This is a genomic window from Ruegeria sp. BHSB058 (assembly GCF_059613285.1).
The window spans coordinates 1-18,724 of sequence record NZ_JBXWSF010000081.1; the positions used below are offsets into that span (position 1 = coordinate 1).

General features: G+C 58.5%; 21 protein-coding genes and 1 tRNA gene. 11 read left to right on the forward strand and 11 right to left on the reverse strand.

What is annotated here, in order from left to right:
- A partial coding sequence (locus AC2FNB_RS17010) for an IS3 family transposase (protein ID WP_496748111.1) occupies window positions 1-632 on the forward strand: 632 nt, incomplete at its 5' end.
- Between the two features lie 1,037 nt (window positions 633-1,669).
- Here the strand turns inward: AC2FNB_RS17010 and AC2FNB_RS17015 are convergent.
- The 6 genes from AC2FNB_RS17015 to AC2FNB_RS17040 all read right to left on the reverse strand — a co-directional run bounded on the left by AC2FNB_RS17015 (window position 1,670) and on the right by AC2FNB_RS17040 (window position 4,703).
- Window positions 1,670-2,125 (reverse strand): hypothetical protein, encoded by a 456-nt coding sequence (locus AC2FNB_RS17015; RefSeq protein WP_496748113.1) that lies wholly within the window; start codon window positions 2,123-2,125, stop codon window positions 1,670-1,672.
- A gap of 2 nt (window positions 2,126-2,127) precedes the next feature.
- Window positions 2,128-2,466, reverse strand: coding sequence for an STAS-like domain-containing protein (locus AC2FNB_RS17020; protein ID WP_496748115.1), 339 nt, complete (start codon window positions 2,464-2,466; stop codon window positions 2,128-2,130).
- A 6-nt stretch (window positions 2,467-2,472) separates the two neighbouring features.
- On the reverse strand, window positions 2,473-3,546 hold the full coding sequence (locus tag AC2FNB_RS17025) for a hypothetical protein (RefSeq protein ID WP_496748116.1): 1,074 nt from the start codon (window positions 3,544-3,546) through the stop codon (window positions 2,473-2,475).
- Window positions 3,547-3,784: 238 nt separating this feature from the next.
- The gene (locus AC2FNB_RS17030) at window positions 3,785-4,096 is read right to left on the reverse strand and encodes a tyrosine-type recombinase/integrase (RefSeq protein ID WP_496748118.1); all 312 of its coding nucleotides are present in this window, start codon (window positions 4,094-4,096) and stop codon (window positions 3,785-3,787) included.
- A 51-nt stretch (window positions 4,097-4,147) separates the two neighbouring features.
- Window positions 4,148-4,223, reverse strand: a tRNA-Ala gene (locus AC2FNB_RS17035).
- Window positions 4,224-4,382: 159 nt separating this feature from the next.
- The gene (locus AC2FNB_RS17040; protein ID WP_480751465.1) at window positions 4,383-4,703 is read right to left on the reverse strand and encodes a TIGR02300 family protein; all 321 of its coding nucleotides are present in this window, start codon (window positions 4,701-4,703) and stop codon (window positions 4,383-4,385) included.
- Between the two features lie 100 nt (window positions 4,704-4,803).
- Here AC2FNB_RS17040 and AC2FNB_RS17045 point away from each other — a divergent pair, with 100 nt between their 5' ends.
- Entirely contained in the window at window positions 4,804-5,499 is a 696-nt protein-coding gene (locus AC2FNB_RS17045; RefSeq protein ID WP_496748121.1) for a M48 family metallopeptidase, read from the forward strand.
- 33 nt (window positions 5,500-5,532) lie between these two features.
- A complete protein-coding gene (locus AC2FNB_RS17050; RefSeq protein WP_496748123.1) occupies window positions 5,533-6,177 on the forward strand; it encodes a GntR family transcriptional regulator in 645 nt (214 codons plus the stop codon).
- Window positions 6,178-6,187: 10 nt separating this feature from the next.
- Here AC2FNB_RS17050 and AC2FNB_RS17055 read toward each other — a convergent pair whose 3' ends face one another.
- On the reverse strand, window positions 6,188-6,991 hold the full coding sequence (locus AC2FNB_RS17055; RefSeq protein WP_496748125.1) for a methyltransferase domain-containing protein: 804 nt from the start codon (window positions 6,989-6,991) through the stop codon (window positions 6,188-6,190).
- Window positions 6,992-7,155: 164 nt separating this feature from the next.
- On the opposite strand from AC2FNB_RS17055, the gene AC2FNB_RS17060 reads away from it, so the two are divergent.
- From AC2FNB_RS17060 to AC2FNB_RS17075, 4 genes are read left to right on the forward strand one after another with little or no spacing between them, the layout of a single operon-like run.
- Window positions 7,156-8,169 carry an ABC transporter substrate-binding protein gene (locus AC2FNB_RS17060; protein ID WP_496748127.1) on the forward strand — a complete coding sequence of 338 codons (1,014 nt, stop codon included), beginning with the start codon at window positions 7,156-7,158 and terminating at the stop codon, window positions 8,167-8,169.
- Between the two features lie 34 nt (window positions 8,170-8,203).
- Window positions 8,204-8,971: an ABC transporter ATP-binding protein gene (locus AC2FNB_RS17065; RefSeq protein WP_496748129.1), complete on the forward strand. Its 768-nt coding sequence runs from the start codon at window positions 8,204-8,206 to the stop codon at window positions 8,969-8,971.
- Window positions 8,964-9,758, forward strand: a complete 795-nt coding sequence (locus AC2FNB_RS17070) for an ABC transporter permease (RefSeq protein ID WP_496748131.1) — start codon at window positions 8,964-8,966, stop codon at window positions 9,756-9,758. The genes AC2FNB_RS17065 and AC2FNB_RS17070 overlap by 8 nt, the downstream gene beginning before the upstream one ends.
- Before the next feature lie 49 nt (window positions 9,759-9,807).
- Window positions 9,808-10,950, forward strand: coding sequence for a lytic murein transglycosylase (locus AC2FNB_RS17075; protein WP_496748133.1), 1,143 nt, complete (start codon window positions 9,808-9,810; stop codon window positions 10,948-10,950).
- A gap of 9 nt (window positions 10,951-10,959) precedes the next feature.
- On the opposite strand, the gene AC2FNB_RS17080 is transcribed toward AC2FNB_RS17075, so the two are convergent.
- Complete coding sequence (locus AC2FNB_RS17080; RefSeq protein ID WP_480751477.1) at window positions 10,960-11,922, reverse strand: acetyl-CoA carboxylase carboxyltransferase subunit alpha; 963 nt, start codon at window positions 11,920-11,922, stop codon at window positions 10,960-10,962.
- A gap of 375 nt (window positions 11,923-12,297) precedes the next feature.
- Here AC2FNB_RS17080 and AC2FNB_RS17085 point away from each other — a divergent pair, with 375 nt between their 5' ends.
- Window positions 12,298-12,879, forward strand: coding sequence for a PA14 domain-containing protein (locus AC2FNB_RS17085; RefSeq protein WP_496748136.1), 582 nt, complete (start codon window positions 12,298-12,300; stop codon window positions 12,877-12,879).
- Between the two features lie 45 nt (window positions 12,880-12,924).
- Here AC2FNB_RS17085 and AC2FNB_RS17090 read toward each other — a convergent pair whose 3' ends face one another.
- Both AC2FNB_RS17090 and AC2FNB_RS17095 read right to left on the reverse strand, forming a co-directional pair.
- Entirely contained in the window at window positions 12,925-13,545 is a 621-nt protein-coding gene (locus AC2FNB_RS17090) for a hypothetical protein (RefSeq protein WP_496748138.1), read from the reverse strand.
- A 64-nt stretch (window positions 13,546-13,609) separates the two neighbouring features.
- Window positions 13,610-14,572, reverse strand: a complete 963-nt coding sequence (locus AC2FNB_RS17095) for an L-malyl-CoA/beta-methylmalyl-CoA lyase (protein WP_496748140.1) — start codon at window positions 14,570-14,572, stop codon at window positions 13,610-13,612.
- Between the two features lie 295 nt (window positions 14,573-14,867).
- Here AC2FNB_RS17095 and dgcN point away from each other — a divergent pair, with 295 nt between their 5' ends.
- The 3 genes from dgcN (at window position 14,868) to AC2FNB_RS17110 (ending at window position 17,784) form a co-directional block, all read left to right on the forward strand.
- The gene (gene dgcN, locus AC2FNB_RS17100; RefSeq protein WP_480751482.1) at window positions 14,868-15,869 is read left to right on the forward strand and encodes an N-acetyltransferase DgcN; all 1,002 of its coding nucleotides are present in this window, start codon (window positions 14,868-14,870) and stop codon (window positions 15,867-15,869) included.
- Between the two features lie 75 nt (window positions 15,870-15,944).
- On the forward strand, window positions 15,945-16,910 hold the full coding sequence (gene dgcA / locus AC2FNB_RS17105; RefSeq protein ID WP_496748143.1) for an N-acetyl-D-Glu racemase DgcA: 966 nt from the start codon (window positions 15,945-15,947) through the stop codon (window positions 16,908-16,910).
- 13 nt (window positions 16,911-16,923) lie between these two features.
- Entirely contained in the window at window positions 16,924-17,784 is an 861-nt protein-coding gene (locus AC2FNB_RS17110; RefSeq protein ID WP_496748145.1) for a D-amino-acid transaminase, read from the forward strand.
- Window positions 17,785-17,792: 8 nt separating this feature from the next.
- Here AC2FNB_RS17110 and AC2FNB_RS17115 read toward each other — a convergent pair whose 3' ends face one another.
- The gene (locus tag AC2FNB_RS17115) at window positions 17,793-18,593 is read right to left on the reverse strand and encodes a DODA-type extradiol aromatic ring-opening family dioxygenase (protein ID WP_480751487.1); all 801 of its coding nucleotides are present in this window, start codon (window positions 18,591-18,593) and stop codon (window positions 17,793-17,795) included.
- Window positions 18,594-18,724 lie beyond the last annotated feature (131 nt).

Consider the following 18,724-nt stretch of genomic DNA (forward strand, 5'->3'; position numbering starts at 1 on the left):
TCCGTCGCCTGATGCGGCTGATGGGCTTGATGCCGATCTATCAAAAGCCCAACACCAGCAAGGCGGCGAAAGGGCACAAGACCTATCCCTATCTGCTGCGCGGTTTGCCGGCGGATCGACCCAATCAGGTCTGGGCCGCAGACATCCCCTATCTGCCCATGCGACGCGGGTTCCTGTATCTGGTGGCGATAATGGACTGGCACACCCGAAAGGTTCTGGCTTGGCGGATATCGAATACGCTGGAGGCCAGCTTTTGCGTCGACGCGCTGAATGAGGCCATACACCGCTTCGGCCCGCCTGAGATCATGAATACGGATCAGGGCAGCCAGTTCACATCATTTGTCTGGACAGACCGCCTGCGCCGATCCGGCGTGCGCATCTCGATGGATGGCAAGGGCCGGTTCCTAGATAACATCTTCGTCGAGCGGCTCTGGCGGAGCTTGAAATACGAATGCGTCTACCTGCACGCCTGGGAGACCGGATCAGAGGCGAAGGCGGGCGTTGGGAAATGGATCGATTTTTACAACCGCAAACGCCCACACTCCGCCCTTGGCGGCAAACCCCCAGCCGTGGTCTATTGGCTGAGAAAAGAAGAAACCCAAACCGATCAGCAGGAGCAAAGAGTAGCTTAAACTACGCCAAAACCTGTCCAAACATTGGGGAGTAGTTCATTCTTGTCGTAGCCACGATAGGCAGAGACTTGCATTCCAACCATCGCAATCGCTTCGATAGGTATCGAACAATGGATTGTGGACTAGAGTTTGTTGGTTTTTTGAGGTGCCTGTCCAGCAACTTCGATTTGCGGCTTCGTAGAGCGGGATTAAGTAACCCTATGATGGCAGACCTCATGGGGGGTACATGTGTGTCCGCTTTGTCCTGCGACATGTGAATTAGGCAGGCAAATCTCGCTGCACGAGACACGAAAGACCAGTTTCCCCGCCGCATGACAGCACACGGAACGGTACATAAGCAGCAACTTTTGCGCTGCGTGCGCGCGCAGCAGGAAATCAGGATGACCGGGTTGGGCTCTCAACAGACCTTAGCCGCAGCGTCAATGAATGGCGGCTATCGTTATTGGGTCAGAAATGCTTGACGTTTGGGTCAGAATTGAATGACGCGATATACCGATTTGTTGAGGTTTTGGAATTCGATTGAGTCAGAAATCAGTGACGTTCCACAACATTGTTGAACGTCACACGAACCTGACCCAACCGTCATGGTTGGACCAGAAACGGGGTGAACGTTCGACTTTGAAAGCCTCCCCGATGTTGGACATCAGTTGATTGACCTTCGCGTCATCAACTAACACGCCGCCCCCATTTCATACTCCCGCACCGAGTTTCGTTTGATCTGGCTTTCCTTTTGGAAAATCAGGGCTGATTTGTAGATCAGACAGCGAAGGCGCCTGTTCCTGCCGATCTGCCACGTGGCGAACGCGGGAGGGGGCGAGGCAATGCAATTCGACAGGGGTGGTGCGGCCCGCAGGCTCAGCCGAGGACACGGCCGTGTACAATAGGGTTGCCCCTGTGGTTACTGCCTGCCGACCTTCGATCGACCGTCGCGGCCCTGTGCGTGGGGGCAGTTCTAACTGTCCAATAGTTAGATAGGGGCTCACAAAAATTTGCAATTTTTTCGTGAACCTTGGAAAGTCGGCAACAAATTGAAAATTTTACAACTTCCTGCGTCGTTTCAAGACTTCGTACGCCAGTGTGTAAGCGGCCTGCTCAATGTCGGAGCATCGGCGAGGTTCGGCGGAACGAACATTTGAACCGAAGTCACCATGTGTACACGCTTTGTCAAACCGATTGACGCACACGTGCACCATTCTCAGGTGATCGGTCTGCTGCTCAAAAAGTTCATCACATACCCGCCCTAGAAACATCAATCGGCCAGTTAAAGCGCCTTCGCATTTTGGGTCACGATCAGAATGGCACCAATAATCTTTGGCTAAATCACGGACTTCGAAAACGACTTGTTGAATTAGCTCCGCATCTGCGTCTCTTACTTCGTTAATTTTATCGGAGCGGCGGAAATAACGCGCCAAGAGTACCTCGGCCCCTTTTACCGAGAGCGCCGCCCCGACGCCAATAGCTGCCGATAAAAACGGCGAGATTGCTTCAGACAAAATTAGTGCACTTTCGGTTTAGCTTGTTGAATATACTGCTTTATTAGATCGATATAGCGTGCAAATCCGGGCTCGTTTGCGACGAACACGAACTTGGCCAATACGTCTTGAGCGGTAAAACCGTCCTCTCGTACCAGCCCTCCAAAAGCCTCCTCAAGAAATGAAGAAGGATATCCCGCAGCGCCGTCCAGAACTACTTCGACAACATCGCCACTTTTGCTTTCCATTGCTGGACGCAAAAATTCTTCTCGGAAAGTAGTTCCGTTGCCTTCGCCGTCTTCAACGTAACGCCCACCAGGGAACGGAGTGTAGTCCTCTGAGATATTGATCGTCGTATTCATCGCAACTTACTCCTCAAGGCCATTGGTCGGTATCGTCCACTCAACCAACGTGCCCCCTATATGTAGATCGTGGTCGTTCAACTCAACGTCTCCGTTATGAAGATATATTAATTCTCCGGTTCCACTCAATATCCTTACACGCCCACCTTTAAAGGCTTTGACTACAGTGACGACGTCCTGCAGGCCTTTACCATGCCCCCCTTGAAGAGAAGTTCGGTCTACTTCAAGTGCGGCTCTTATCATCTTAGAGGCGTCGTTTAGTGCACTTCCTCCCGGCATCTTCGACAAGACCTCACGAACACTCTCCCATCCCTCCCATCTTGGAAGGGTCGCGGAAATTCCAACGCCCTGATCATAAACTATGAACTTCACGCTTCGGCTATGTGGGTTCCAACTTGCTGTTGCCCACCAGCCTTCCGTTGCTGGAATAAATTCCCATTCGTGACCCTCTGGATATGCATGTTTGGTCGCATTGTAGGCAGCTTCCACTAACCCATCGTAAACCGACGGATCGCGGTGCAGAACTTCTGAAACTGTAGACAAAGTGCTCAACAACTGTTGATCCAAGCGGGTGCTGCTAACCATTGGAAGAACTGTGATCTCAGATTGGTTATCGAAGTTTTCAACCGTTTGGGACTTAACATCCAGCAAGTCGAAAAAACCCAAAGCTGAGAGCAAAGACCGTACTTCACGGTTCCAGTATTTTGTGCGTCGTGGCCTAACTTTTTGGCCCACAGTCAATCTCCAACGATCGATCTCAGCAGCCAGCACAAGCGCGCCTGCAACCGATATTCGCTGGATTGGCTCCAAGTCCAAAAACACTGCTGCAGATTTTTTACCTGTCCCTCTGCGTAGCGCGGCCGCTTTCAACTCTCGCAAACAGCGGACTGTTTCAGTGTAGTTGTTGGAGAAGCTGAACTCGGCTGGGGGAACAATTCTGATTTCGTTAGGATTTGCGCCATTTCTAGCGCGTCTTTTGTGGGGTTGGCGTCTCAGTATTTGGCGCCTAATCTTTTTTCTCCAACGGCCTCGCGCGACTTGAGCGATTATCAAGCGACGTTCAGGAGTAGTCTTTTTCACGCTTCTCAGGTCCTTAACTAAATAGCTTTTGCAGTTATGCTGTTTTGCGGTTGGTATTGCGCCCGGTAAATTCCGCTCTCATATGTATTTAGGCGGTCTTGTTCGGCGGTTAAACCTTAAGCTGTTTGCCAAGGCAACACTTCACCAAGCGCATTTGGTCGCAACCATTGCATGCTGATTTAATACCTGCCTCAGCTTATTCGCGGCGCTCCATTTTTCGCATGTTGCGGACTTCGCTTCACACAGAATACTTTTTACAAACTGAAAAAACTTCAAAGCACTCAACGGCCTCCTTGGACTGACGAAGAGTGTAACCGTCCTTCATATAGACCTGATGTGTGACGCCTTGCCTTTCATGTCCAACGATGAACTGGATGCGCTCTGTCTCCACACCTGCTTGTACCAAACGCGTTGCAAATGTGTGCCTTACCCGAAGGGTCCTACGTCTGGTGCTTGGTCTAGTCCGGGGTTTTGGTGTTGTGTCGGGTAGGGGCCAACGGAAGTAGTAGATGCCATGTCTGGACAGTGAGAGATACGCATGCAGCTTCATCTTGTGTCACACCGCTCTAGTGTTTGCCTATCATGATGAACTGCTAGGATTTGGTGGAGCCTAGGGGAGTCGAACCCCTGACCTCTTGCATGCCATGCAAGCGCTCTCCCAACTGAGCTAAGGCCCCATGCCGTACCGCCTGTGCGGTGGACGGACGTTTATGCAACGCCGGTGAAGAGTGCAAGCCAAAAATACACCGATCAGGCCAAAATCTTCGGGCGTTGACCCCGTGCGACCCAACGGTCGTGCTGGTGCGGCGCGGGGCATTGCTGCCCCGTGCGGCGGTTCAGGACTCGTCGTCCGACGACACGTCGGTGATGTCGTCCAGCGAGACGCTGTCGTCGTCATCGTCATCGTCGAGCAGATCGTCGTCGAGATCGACATCCACGGCGTCGTCATCGTCGAGAAGATCGTCATCCGATACGGCTTCGCGGGCCTTGACCGATGCGGCATCTTCGGCATCGGCGGCGATCATCCGGCTCTTGCCGGTGTCCAGTTCCACGATCTCGCCCGTATAGGGGCTGACGATCGGGTTCTTGTTCAGGTCATAAAACCGTTTGCCTGTTGTCGGGCAAACGCGCTTTACACCCCATTCTTCCTTGGGCATGTGGAATCCCCTTGATATCTGCTGAGTCGTGTTGACGATTCAGGTCACCTGCCACATGCGGTAGGGACTGTCAAAGCCTTTACGCAAAAGGGGGCGCATCTTGGGACGACATGCATTGCCAGGGCATCCCGCCGTGCCGCTGACGCTGCGGCGTTCGGCGCGGGCGCGGCGTATCAGCCTTCGGATTTCCCAACTGGACGGGCGGGTTACGCTGACCCTGCCCACCGGTATCCCCGAGGCAGAGGCACTGGATTTCGCCCGCGCGAAAGAAGGCTGGATTCGCCAGCATCTTGAGAAACGCCCCGACCATGTGGCGCTGCACTACGGGCAGGACATCCCGGTCGAGGGCAGCTTGCGGCGAATCGTGCCCGCCACCGGGCGGCGGGTGGAGTTGCGGGCGAACGAAATCGCCGTTCCCGAGGGCGGGGCAGAGCGCCGCCTGTTGCGATACCTTCAGGAACTGGCCCGCGACCGGCTGACCGGGGCCTGTGACGACTATGCCGCCATGATTGGCCGGCGCTACGTGCGGCTGACATTGCGGGACACGCGCTCGCGCTGGGGATCGTGCAACTCCGAAGGGGCGCTTATGTTTTCGTGGCGGCTGATCCTCGCCCCGCCCGACGTGCTGCACTATGTTGCCGCGCACGAAGTGGCGCATCTGGCCGAGATGAATCACTCTCGCGCGTTCTGGGCCCAGGTCGAGCGGATCTTTGGCCCGTATGACGCTCCCCGAAATTGGCTGCGCGACAGTGGCAGCAGCCTGCATCGTTATCGTTTCGACGCAGGTGTGAGTTGACCTTGGATGAATTTGTGATCACATGAGCGGATGTTGAGCGCACGCCAGACCGACATCCAATCCGCCACGCATGACCGGATCTACCGGGTCCTGCGGTCGCGGATCATGCATGGCGAAATCCCTCCGGGGCACGCCTTGACCCTGCGCGGGATCGGCAAGGAATTCGGTGTCTCGATGACGCCTGCGCGCGAAGCGGTGCGGCGCCTTGCCGCCGAAGGCGCGTTGTTCCTGTCCTCTTCGGGCCGGGTCTCGACGCCAGAGCTGACCAACGACCGGATCGAGGAGCTGGCCGCCCTGCGCGCCCTGCTCGAGGTGGAACTGGCCAGCCGCGCCCTGCCGCGTGCGCATATGGCGCTGATCGACCGGTTGCAGGCGATCAACATGAACGTGGCCGAAATGGTCACCAAGCGTGACGGGGTGGGTTATATCCGCGCCAATCTGGAATTTCACCGCACGCTCTATCTGCGGGCGCAGGCGCCGGCGATGCTGGCCATCGCCGAAACCGTCTGGCTACAGCTTGGCCCGACCATGCGCGCGCTTTACGGGCGGCTGCAACGTACCGATACGCCGCATTATCACCGGCTGATCATCGCCGCGCTCAAGGCAGGCGACGAACCGGGGTTGCGTTTGGCGGTCCGTTCCGACGTCACCCAGGGGTTGCGGCTGCTGGTCACCTGACCGACAGCATTCAGGGCTTTGTGGCGATCTGGCTGACATAGGACATGAAGCCGAAAAACCTGTTGGCCTGCAGCCGCTGCCGCGCCTCCGCTTTCAGGGCTGCCGCCGTTTCCGGGAACAACAATCCGGTCTCGGCCATCCTGTCCGCGCCCCGGTCAATTACCGTCATGAAATACCCGGCCTCGCCTTCGGCCACATATCCATGCCCTTGTCGCGTGCCTGGCTCGAACCCTGCATGCGTCAGCAAATCGCCCACCTGACGCATGATCCACAGGTTGGTGACATTCTGGTTGATCATGAACCGGACGATCTGGTCCAAAGGGTCGTAATCGCCGATCTGGGCCGTGGCGGTGTCGTAATCCCCATCACAGATCGCCAGCACGCCGCCCGGCCTGAGGATGCGGAATGCCTCGGCAATCGCATCGCGAGGGGTGGGGACATGACATAACAGCGTGTGCATCAAGACCATGTCCACGGATGCGTCCTGCAACCCGGTGTCTCTGGCATCACCGGTCTGGAAACTCAGGTTCGGCTCGGCCGCGAACTGCGCGCGCGCCCGCTCGACCATGACCGGTGAGGGCTCGATCCCCAACGCGCTGGCGGCCCCGGCAACCTTGATCAGGTCGTGTGTCACATGGCCGGTACCCGACCCCAGTTCCACCGCAAAAGCGCCGGACGGCAGTTTCATCCCGCGCAGATAAGCTTTGCGTATCGCGACCTGCGACGGGTCAAGACAACGCGCCTCCATCGCATCCGCGATCGTGGATTGAACGGCGTGGTCCTGCGCTGCGAGGTTGGAATACGGATCTGACATGGCGCTCCCCGGTCTCTTTTCTGTCCGGTCAGTGTCACTCGAATCGGCCAAATCTCCAAATTCACCCGCGCCGGTCACCTCAGCCGGCGCAGCGAATGGCGGACAGGGCTTGGATGATGTCCCTATCTGAGACATTATCCTTCGAACAATAGGGGAGAGAGACCATGACACACTTCACCCGCCGCGGCGCCTTGGGATTGATGGGGGGCGCGGCGGCGCTGCCCGCCTTGGGAACTCCGGCCCTTGCCAACACCAAGATGACGGTCGGCGCGTTGCGCTTTACCAGCCATGCCGCGTCTTTTGTTGCCTACGAGCGCGGCTATTTCTCGGACGAGGGGCTGGATATCGAGTTCCGCTTTTTCGAGGCGGCGCAACCGATGGCGGTGGCGATTGCCAGCGGCGATGCGGATTATGCGGTGACGGCGATCTCGGGTGGTTTGATCAGCCTTGCCGAAAAAGGCGCAACCAGGGTGATCGGCGGCGCTCTCAGCGAAGAGCAGGGCATCGACGGCCAGATGATCCTGGCCTCGAATGCCGCTTACGAGGCCGGCTTGACCAGCCCGGCGGCGCTGGACGGCAAGAAATTCGCGGTCACGCAACCGGGATCGTCCTTTCACTACATGGGGTCCAGGATCGCGGCCGCCGAGGGTGTCTCGGTCAGCTTCACCCCGTTGCAGAAGGTCGGCGCGATCATTGGCGCGATGAAATCGGGGCAGGTGGATGCATGGTCGATCGTGCCCCACATCGCCAAGGCTCTGGCAGGTGGTGGTGCGGTTCAGGTGATCGGCAATGTTGCCGACTACATCCCCGACTATCAGGTCACGACCGTGTTCACTTCGGCAGACAATGCCGCCAACGAACGCGCCCAGACCGAGGCTTTCCTGCGCGCCTTTTCGCGCGGGGCGGATGATTTCAACGCCGCGCTGGTCGACAGCACAGCCGGTGACGAAGCCGCCGAGGATATGGTGCAGCTGATCCACAAATACGTCTACACCGACCGCCCCTATGAAAAGGCCGCACCGTCGATCCGCAACGGCGCGATGCGTATCAATCAGGGCGCGGCGCTGAACATGGCCTCGGTCGAGGACCAGTTGAGCTGGTTCAAGTCCGAAGGGCTGATCAAGCCAGAGATCACCAGCGACATTCTGGTTGATCCGTCATATGTCCAGATGATCTGAGCGGGCAGGGCGGGGCCACCCGCCCGATTTCTTCATGGAACTGACAATCCGGAACCTGACGCACCGCTATGGTGACATGCTGGTGCTTGACGATGTCTCGCTGCACATCCCTGCGGGTGAAATCCTGTGCGTGGTCGGCCCCTCGGGCTGCGGCAAGTCCACCTTGCTGCGGATGATCGGCGGACTGGAACAGCCGGAACAGGGGCAGGTGTTGCAATCGGGCGAGGTTCCCGACGGATGCCTCAACCCCCTGACTTTCGTGTTTCAGGACTTTGCCCTGCTGCCGTGGCGCAGCGTGGCGGGGAACATTTCACTGGTGCTGGAGGATCACCGGCTGCCGTCGCGAGTTGTACAAAATGGCATATCGGATGTTCTGGAGCGTACAAAACTGACAGATTTCGCAAATGCACTGCCCAGACAGTTGTCCGGCGGCATGAAGCAGCGCGTCGCAATCGCTCGCGCACTGGCGGTCAACCCGGCGGTTCTGCTGCTCGATGAACCGCTGTCCGCGCTGGACGCGCAGACCCGCGAACTGTTGATGGAAGACCTGATTTCACTGTGGTCACGGCAGCCATTCACAGCCGTATATGTCACCCATAACCTGGCCGAGGCGGTGCGTCTGGGTCACCGCATCGCAGTCCTGTCGCGCCGCCCCGGACGGGTACGCGAAGTGATCGCTATCGACACGCCGCTGACCGAAAGAGGGGCCGGAGATTCCGACCTCGAAGCGCTGCAAAAGCGGCTCTGGGACCTGATGCGCGAAGAGGCGCTGGCGGCGGATCAGGAGTTGGCCGATGCCTGACGCCTCACGCCCTGTCCCGTTTCGCGGCGGTGGCTTTTCGCCGGTTTCAAAACGCGGTGCAGGAGCTGCGGTTTTCATTGTATTGCTAGTACTTATCGAATGGGGAACGCGGGCTGGCTGGATCTCGAACCTGACCCTTCCGCGCCCCTCGGACGTGGGGGCCACGTTGATGGAACTGGCCCGTTCAGGCGCGTTGTGGACGCATCTGCTTCCCTCGGTGACGCGGCTTCTTGTGGGGTCGGCGATGGGTGTAAGCGCAGGGATCTGCGTTGGTGTCATGATCGGTCTGTTCTCTTACGTCCGGGCCGGGCTGGTGCCTTTGGTGGCCGCGATTTTTCCAATCCCCAAGATCGCGCTGCTGCCGCTTTTCGTGATCTGGTTCGGTATCGACGAGGGGTCGAAATACGCCCTGATCGCGCTGGGCACCTTCACGCCTACGGTGGTCTCCACCTATGGTGCGGTGGACAATGTCGACCGCAACCTGATCCGCATGGGGCAAAGCTTTGGCCTTGGCTGGAACAGCATCGTCCGCAAGATCGTCCTGCCCGGCGCACTACCCGGAATCCTGTCCGGACTGCGCGTTTCACTGGCAATCGGCATCATTCTCTTGGTCGCAGCCGAGATGCTGGGCGCCGAATTTGGCATCGGCGCCTACATCCTTCAGGCAGGCGCGCTGTATGACCTTGAGCGACTTTTTGCCGGAGTTGTCATTCTGTCGGCGCTGGGCATTCTGACGAGCTGGGCCATCGGGCTTTTGGAAAAACGCCTTCTGGCGTGGCGCAGTTGATCGCTGTATTCTGGGGCAAAGGCAAATCAGAAAAAGAGCAGGCCGGGCAATGATCAATCGACGGATGTTTTCCCTTGGAGTTGGCGCAACGCTTGTGACCGCCTGTTCGGGCGGTGGTGTGGCGCCCACACCGCAAGTCACACGGATGCGCGCGGTGCCGAATGCGGGCTGGGAGGCCTGGGTGACCAGTTTCAAGAACCGTGCGTCAGCGCAGGGTATTTCCCAATCCACGATCAACACAGCGTTTCAGGAGGCCGGCTATCTGCCCGAGGTGATCGAGCGGGACCGCAACCAGACGGAATTCAAACGCTCGCTGGAGGATTATCTGGCCATCGCTGCCTCGGACGAGCGCATCAACACCGGCCGACAGATGCTGCAACGCCACGGCAGTACGCTGTCGCAGATCGAGTCGCACTACGGCGTGGACAAGGAAGTTGTCGTTGCCATCTGGGGGCTCGAAAGCCGCTATGGCGCGCGTCGTGGTGATGTACCGGTGGTTTCGGCACTGTCGACACTGGCCTATGACGGGCGGCGCGGCGCATTCTTTGAAAGCCAGCTGGTTGCGGCACTGAAGATCGTTCAGAACGGGGATACAGCGCCCCGGAACATGACCGGAAGTTGGGCGGGAGCGATGGGGCACACGCAATTCATCCCGACGTCTTATCTGGCCTATGCCGTCGATTTCACCGGCGACGGACGGCGCGATATCTGGTCAGAGGATCCTACCGATGCGCTGGCCTCGACGGCGGCGTATCTGGCGCGCTCAGGGTGGGTTCGGGGGCAGCCCTGGGGCGGCGAGATTGGCTCTGCCGCGGCCCGTTCGGGAACACCGATTGCCACCTTGCAGCCGCAGGTGCCCGGACCACAGATTGCGGTTTTCCAGAATTTCAGGGTTATCAAGCGATACAACAACTCGGACAGCTATGCGATTGGTGTGGGCCACCTGTCCGACCGGATCGCCGGAGGCGGACCGTTCAACGCATCCTTTGGTCCCGATGAAACCGGGTTGACGCTGGATGACCGCAAGGAGTTGCAACAACGCCTGACTGCCGCCGGGTTCGACACGCAAGGTGCGGATGGGGTGATCGGGTCGAACTCCACGACGGCAATCAGTGCCTATCAGCGCGCCAACAACCTGGCGGTGACAGGCCAGCCATCTGCCGAGCTGTTACGGATGCTGCGTCGAGGCTAGCGGCGCGGCTCAGGCCGCGAGTCCCCTGGACCCGATATCCAGGAACTTCTGACGGCGGTCCTTGATCAGGGTCGCGCTGTCCTTGCCGCCCAGTTCCGTCAGCATGGTGGCAATCGCCTTGCTGACGGCCTCGATGGTGCTGTGTTTATCCCGGTGCGCGCCGCCTTTTGGTTCGGTAATGATCCGATCGATCACGCCCAGCTTGTGCAAGTCCTGCGCGGTCAGGCGCAGCGCTTCGGCGGCCTCGCGCATTTTTTCGGCATCCTTCCACAGGATCGAGGCGCAACCTTCGGGAGAGATCACCGAATAAACCGAGTGTTCCAACATCGCCACGCGGTTGGCGGTGGCGAACGCAACCGCCCCGCCCGAGCCACCCTCGCCGATGATGACCGAAACAAGCGGTACGCCGATCTTGAGGCACATCTCGGTCGAGCGGGCGATTGCTTCGGACTGGCCGCGCTCTTCGGCGCCCTTGCCGGGGTAGGCGCCAGCAGTGTCGATCAGAGTGATAACCGGCAGGCCAAATCGGCCTGCCATTTCCATCAGGCGTACGGCTTTGCGGTATCCTTCGGGCCGGGCCATGCCGAAGTTGCGTTCGATCCGCGACTTGGTGTCGCTTCCCTTTTCGTGGCCGATCACCATGACCGGTTGGTCGTCGAAACGCGCCAACCCGCCCATCACGGCAAGATCGTCGGCAAAGTTTCGGTCCCCGGCCAGGGGCGTGTATTCTGTGAACAGCGCTTTGATATAGTCCTGACAATGAGGTCGTTCCGGATGGCGTGCCACCTGGCATTTCCGCCAGGGTGTCAGATCCTTGTACAACTCGTCCATCATCTTGGCAGCCTTGGCATCCAGCGCCGCCGCTTCGTCAGCCACGTCCATTTCTTCGTTGGCCCGGGCCAGCGCGCGTAACTCTTCGGCCTTGCCTTCGATTTCAGCCAGCGGTTTCTCGAAATCCAGATACTGGGTCATGACGTCTCTCAAAGCGGAATCTCCGCGTTATATGGCCCGAGGTCGCCCAAGATGCAACTCGGCAAGATTTAAGTTACCCGAATAGGATGTCGACGGTGTGTTGGGCGAGTGGCAAGAAACACCTCGGCGGTTTTGGACTTTGGTTGATCTGAGGTTCTTTGAAGCCGCCACAAGTTCCATACGGGAACCTTCTGATCTTTTTTGCGTTAGTTGCGGGGTGATTAATTTCGGCGCTTTCAAAACCTTGAAAACATGTGTGCTGGAAAAGTGATCACGTCGGACTTGCCGAGTGAAAACTTGCCGAATAGGCTTTTGTTGATGGCGTTGTGAAAGACCGGGGAAAACGGCGGCGACGCACCCAACAGGGAGTTGATGATGAAATCTGTCGTTACCGGGTTGGCCGGAGTTCTTGCACTGGGAATGGTTGTCACGGCCTCGGCCGAGACCCTGACGCTTACTCCCGCAAGCCCACAGCCGTCGAATCCCAAGGCGGGGCTTGCGGTGAAATATGCCTGGGCGGGTGATCCGCCCGCGCAGATTCAGTCGATCAGTGCCGCCAAAAGCATGATTGCCGACGCCAAACCGGGCTTGCCGCTCAGCGGTCTCGACTACCGAGACACCGATGAGGGCGAGCCTGTCATGACCTTCGATCAGGCGATGAATGTTGCTGCTGACATCAAAGGGTATATCCGGTTCGACGCGCCGGGAACCTATACGCTGGAAACCTGGTCGAACGATGGAATCGATGCGAATATCGGCGGGCAGCAGGTTGGATATTTTTCCAGCCGCCAACCCTGCGAAGCCAATCAGCGCGTGGATGTCGAAGTGCCAAAAGCGGGCTGGTATGATCTGAGCATCGTCTATTTTCAGAAATACAGCACTGCGTGCCTGATGATGAAATGGGGCAAGAAGGGTGACAAGCTCAAATGGGTGCCGAACGACGTCTTTGGTCATTGACCAGCTTGAGTGATCAAAGCAAGCGGGGCCATTTGGCCCCGTTCGTCATTTTGGGGAAAGGCCAAGTGCTGCGCGCAATGCGGATTCGGGTGCGCTGAGTACCGGAATGCCGCAATTCAGATGTGCCGTTGCCCCGGCCATAGAGGCCTGTGCCAACACGACACAAGCTGTGTCCGGGGCAATTTCCAGTGCGCGCGACAGCTGCACGGCAATGCGTTTGGCAAAGGCTTCGGTATCGCCCGAGATAAAATGCACCCAAAGATGGGCAAGTGGCAACTCACGGATGTTGGGTTCCAGTCCGATCTCGGCAAAGGCTTTGGTCAACAACCGGGTCGAAGGTTCGCGCGTGCTGTCCAGACAATAAGCCATCAGGACCGGTCCTCCGGTTGATGCGGCCTCTTGCATCATGGGCCAGTCGACGCGCAGTGCCCCGGCCCGCGCAGCGATCTCGCCGATTGTCGAACAGGTGCAAATCGCGTTTGGCGCAGTGAAGATGGCCGAGTGGATTTCCAACGCCAGTTCGGCATTGATCCCGTGCAAGCCCCGGTCCAGCCAGTCAGGGCGCACAACATGCGTCAGCTTTGCATCCGGCGCGATCCGCGCCGAAAGGGCGTCAAAGGTGGCGCAATGCACTGCGGCGGTATGAAACAATGTCAACTCGGTCATACTTGGAAACCTATCAGAAAAGGGCGCCCGATGGACGCCCTTTCGCAAAATCTCGATATGGGCGTCAGCCGTTTGCGGAAATCAGTTCTGCCTGAGCCACGATCACCTCGGCCTGCTTGATCGAAGCGATGTCAACCAGGCGACCCTTGTAGACGGTGGCACCTTCGCCTTTGGCCTTGGCCTGCTCCATTGCGGCAAGGATTTCGCGGGCCTCGGTCACCGCTTCGTCGGACGGGGTGAAAACCTGATTGGCAAGCGCAATCTGTTTGGGGTGGATCGCCCATTTGCCGACCATTCCGAGCGTGGCTGAACGTCTGGCTTGCGCGATATAGCCTTCGTCGTCCGAGAAATCTCCGAACGGTCCGTCCACCGGCAACACCCCGTGGGTGCGGCAAGCCGCAACGATGGCGGCCTGGGCCCAGTGCCACGGGTCTGACCAGTGCTTTTCGCCATTGCGCAACATATAATAATTTTCCTGCGTGCCACCGATGCCGGTGGTCTGCATCCCCATCGAGGCGGCAAAATCAGCCGCGCCCAGGCTCATCGCCTGCAAACGGGGGGAGGAGGCTGCGATTTCCTCGACATGGGCAATGCCGGCAGAGGATTCGATGATCACTTCGAAACTGATCGGCTTGGTCCGGCCCTTGGCGCGTTCAATGGCGGTGACCAGCGCGTCGACGGCATAGACATCGGCGGCGCAACCCACCTTGGGGATCATGATCTGATCCAGCCGATCACCCGCCTGTTCCAGCACGTCCACCACATCGCGGTACCAATAGGGTGTATCCAGCCCGTTGATGCGCACCGACATGGTCTTGTTGCCCCAATCGAGGGTGTTCAGCGCCTCGATCACATTGGCGCGGGCAGTATCCTTGTCCGAAGGCGCAACCGAATCTTCAAGATCGAGGTTGATGACATCCGCTGCCGACGCCGCCATTTTTGGAAACAGCTTGGTGTTGGAGCCGGGACCGAACAACTGGCAACGATTGGGGCGCGCAGGGGCGGCGGGCTGTATGCGGAAACTCATCGGTTGACCTCATTGAGTAAGGAAATTGCGATTTTCTTGCAGAATGAGGTATTAAATTGCGCGCACTTGCGCAAGCGTCATTATGCGTGCGCAGCAATGCAATCGCAGCATCCATCAAGATAAGGCGCTGATAAGGTGATTAAAGATTAATCAGTTTGAAAACTTCGAAGATTCTTGCGTGATTATCGCAGATCGTGCAATGATCTTCGCTTTGAGTGAAGTGAGCGGGGAAATACGCGAAACGCTCGTAACCGCGCTTCAATAGGGTACGCCGGAAACAAAGGAGTGCACCGCTATGATCGAGACACCGTATCTGCTGTTTTTGGGCGATGCGCCCGACCAACTGGCCGCCAAGGTTGCCGTCGGCATCAAGGACTGGCGTCCGGAAAACGCCGTGGGTCAATTCCGTATGGACGGTTGCAAGGCCGATCTGGGTCTGAAGGACATGGATCTGGTCGAAGCGCGCGAGGCAGGGGCCAAGACGCTGGTAATTGGCGTGGCCAACCGGGGTGGTGTGATCAGCCAGGAATGGAAGAAAGTTCTGGTCATGGCGCTGGAGGAAGGGTTTGATCTGGCCTCGGGCTTGCACAACCTTTTGCGCAACGAGCCTGATCTGGTGGCCGTCGCCGAAGCTTGTGGACGGACCCTTCATGACGTGCGCGTGCCTTCGGTGGATTACCCGATTGCCAACGGCATCAAGCGCAAGGGCAAGCGGTGCCTGGCGGTTGGCACCGATTGCTCAGTGGGCAAGATGTATACAGCGCTGGCAATGGACAAGGAAATGCGCGAGCGCGGCATGAAGTCGAGCTTCCGCGCTACCGGGCAGACCGGCATCCTGATCACCGGTGACGGTGTGCCACTGGATGCGGTGATCGCCGATTTCATGGCCGGATCGGTGGAATGGCTGACCCCGGACAATGACGACGATCACTGGGACCTGATCGAAGGGCAGGGCAGCCTGTTCCACGTTTCCTATTCGGGCGTCACCATGGCGCTGATTCATGGCGGTCAGCCGGATGCGCTGATCTTGTGCCACGAACCCACGCGGGAGCACATGCGCGGCCTTCCGACCTATCAGTTGCCGACGCTCGAAGCGCTGCGCGATACCGCGCTGAACTTGGCTCTGGTGGCTAACCCTGACTGCAAAGTGGTGGGTGTTTCGGTAAATACCCAGCACATGGGCGAAGGCGACGCCAAGGCCTATCTGGCGCAGATTGAGGCCGATATGGGGTTGCCTGCGACCGATCCATTCAGGTTTGGGTCCGACAAGCTGGTGGACGCGCTCGCCGCGATGTGATGCAAGCGGCTCGCCGGTGGCGGAGTATGGCCGCCTCCGGCGGGAGTATTTGGAAAAAGATGAAGGAGCAGGCGAGTGCAGATCGAAGTCTCTCGCGACGTGTTCCGGCTGGCGCAGGTGTTCACCATCTCACGCGGGTCGCGGACCGAAGCCAAGGTGTTGACGGTGCGGGTGACAGACGGTGCGCATCAAGGTTGGGGCGAATGCGTGCCTTATGCGCGCTACGACGAGACACTGGAAACGGTCGAAGCCGAGATTGTCGGGTTGCCTGCGGAGTTTACGCGCGAAGGGTTGATGGACCTGTTGCCTGCTGGTGCGGCGCGCAATGCGGTGGATTGCGCTTTGTGGGATCTGGAAGCCAAGCGGACAGGCAAGCGGGTTTGGGAGCTGGCAGGTCTGCCGGAGCCGGGACCGGAAATCACCGCTTACACGCTGTCTTTGGACACGCCCGAGGCGATGCAGGCGCAGGCAGCCAAGAATTCAAATCGGCCTTTGCTGAAGATCAAGCTGGGTACGCCCGACGACATGCCGCGGCTGGAAGCAGTCCGTGCGGGTGCGCCGAACGCAAAAATCATCGTTGACGCAAACGAGGGATGGACCGCCGAGGTGTATGCTGACCTCGCGCCGCATCTGGTGCGACTGGGTGTTGCATTGGTCGAACAGCCCTTGCCAGCCGGGCAGGACGAAGCGCTGATCGGGATGGATCGCCCGGTGCCGGTCTGTGCCGACGAGAGCTGTCATGACCGTGCCCGCCTGCCCTCGCTCAAGGGCAAATACGATGTGGTTAACATCAAGCTGGACAAGACCGGCGGTCTGACCGAGGCGTTGAAGCTGCGCGCAGCCGCGTTGGCCGAGGGGTACGACATCATGGTGGGGTGCATGGTGGGCAGTTCACTGGCGATGGCCCCTGCGACACTGGTGGCTCAGGGCGCGATGGTGACAGATCTTGACGGCCCGCTGTTGTTGGCCGAAGACCGCGACACCCCGTTGATTTTTGATGATGCCGGAGTGTACCCGCCCAAAGCGGCGCTCTGGGGCTGAGGAGACACAAGACATGACCCGCACCGTTTATGTGAATGGAGAATACCTGCCTGAGGACGAGGCAAAAGTCTCGATCTTTGACCGGGGGTTTCTGATGGCCGACGCGGTCTATGAGGTGACCAGCGTTCTGGGCGGCAAGCTGATCGACTTTGAGGGCCACGCGGTGCGCCTAAAGCGGTCGTTGGACGAACTGGACATGGCCGAGCCCTGCAGCAAGGACGAGTTGCTGGAAGTTCATCGCCAACTGGTGAAGCTGAACGGGATCGACGAGGGTTTGGTTTACCTGCAAGTAACCCGCGGCTCCGACGGGGATCGGGATTTCGTGTTTCCGTCGGCCGATACCAAGCCGACGATCGTTCTGTTCACCCAAAACAAGCCTGGTCTGGCCGACAGCCCGGCGGCGGCTAAAGGCAACAAGATCATTTCGATCGAAGATATCCGCTGGGGCCGTCGCGACATCAAGACGGTCCAGCTTTTGTATCCTTCGATGGGCAAGATGATGGCCAAGGCGGCGGGCTGCGACGACGCCTGGATGATCGAGGATGGGTTCGTGACCGAAGGCACCTCGAATAACGCCTATTTCGTCAAGGCCGGCAAGATCGTGACTCGGCCGCTGTCGAACGACATCCTGCACGGGATCACCCGCAAGGCGGTGCTGCGTCTGGCTGCCGAGGCGCAGATGGAGATCGAAGAACGCCTGTTCACCATCGACGAAGCGAAAGAAGCGGACGAGGCATTCACCACTTCGGCAAGCGCCTTTGTCATGCCGGTTGTCGAGATCGACGGAGTGCGACTAGGGGATGGCACACCCGGACCGATCGCCCGACGTCTGCGCGAGATTTATCTGGACGAAGCCCGCAAAGAGGCAATCTGAGTTGCCGCTCAACCGAACCGATAGCTTGACGCGGTAAGCGAGCCGAAAAACTGGGTTTCGTGATACACGCGTTTTGCGGGGGCCTCTTCGGCGGCCCCCAGCGCCACAAAAAGCGGCACCAGATGGTCCTCCTGCGCGTGACAGGTGCGCGCGGACGGAGCGCTTTCCCAATTCAGCATTGCTTGCGTTCTGGCATCCGGTTCAAGTCCAAGTGCTGCGTCGAGCCAGGCGTCGAATTCCGCCGAGGGCTTTTCCCCCTCGCGTCCCATCAGGCGCAGGTTGTGATAGCTGAGGCCGGAACCGACGATCAGCACACCATCATCGCGCAATGGGGCAAGGGCGCGGCCAAGTGCCAGATGCTCTGCCGGGTCATAGTGACTGCGCAGAGAGATCTGAAAGGTCGGCATATTCGCTTCAGGATACATCACCGCCATCGGCGCGAATGTTCCGTGATCGAACCCTTGAGTGTCGTCCAGCCGAACCGGCAGACCTGCTGCCGCCATCAGATCAGCACTGCGCCGTGCCAGATCAGGAGCACCGGGTGCCGGATAAACGATTTCATAGGTCTCTGGCGGAAAACCGAAATAGTCATACACCATGGGCGGTCGGGGGGATGACATGACAGCATATGCATCGCTGTCTTCCCAGTGTCCCGAGATCATCAGGACCGCTTTAGGCCTTTCGCCAATATCTTGTGGCATCCGTGCCAGAGACGTTTCCAGTTCCTTGAACCGTTGGCGCATGTCAGGCAGCCATGGCCATGGACCGCCACCATGCGAGATAAAATAGGTTGGCAATGGATTGGGCATGATCACCTCGGGACGCCTGATGTTTGCAGTAAGGATATGACAGATTGTCCGCGACTGTCAGGTCGCTTTCCAAACAGTATTTGTGCGTTTCTGCGTCCTTCGGAATGAATGCGACAGCGAGTTGGCGCAAA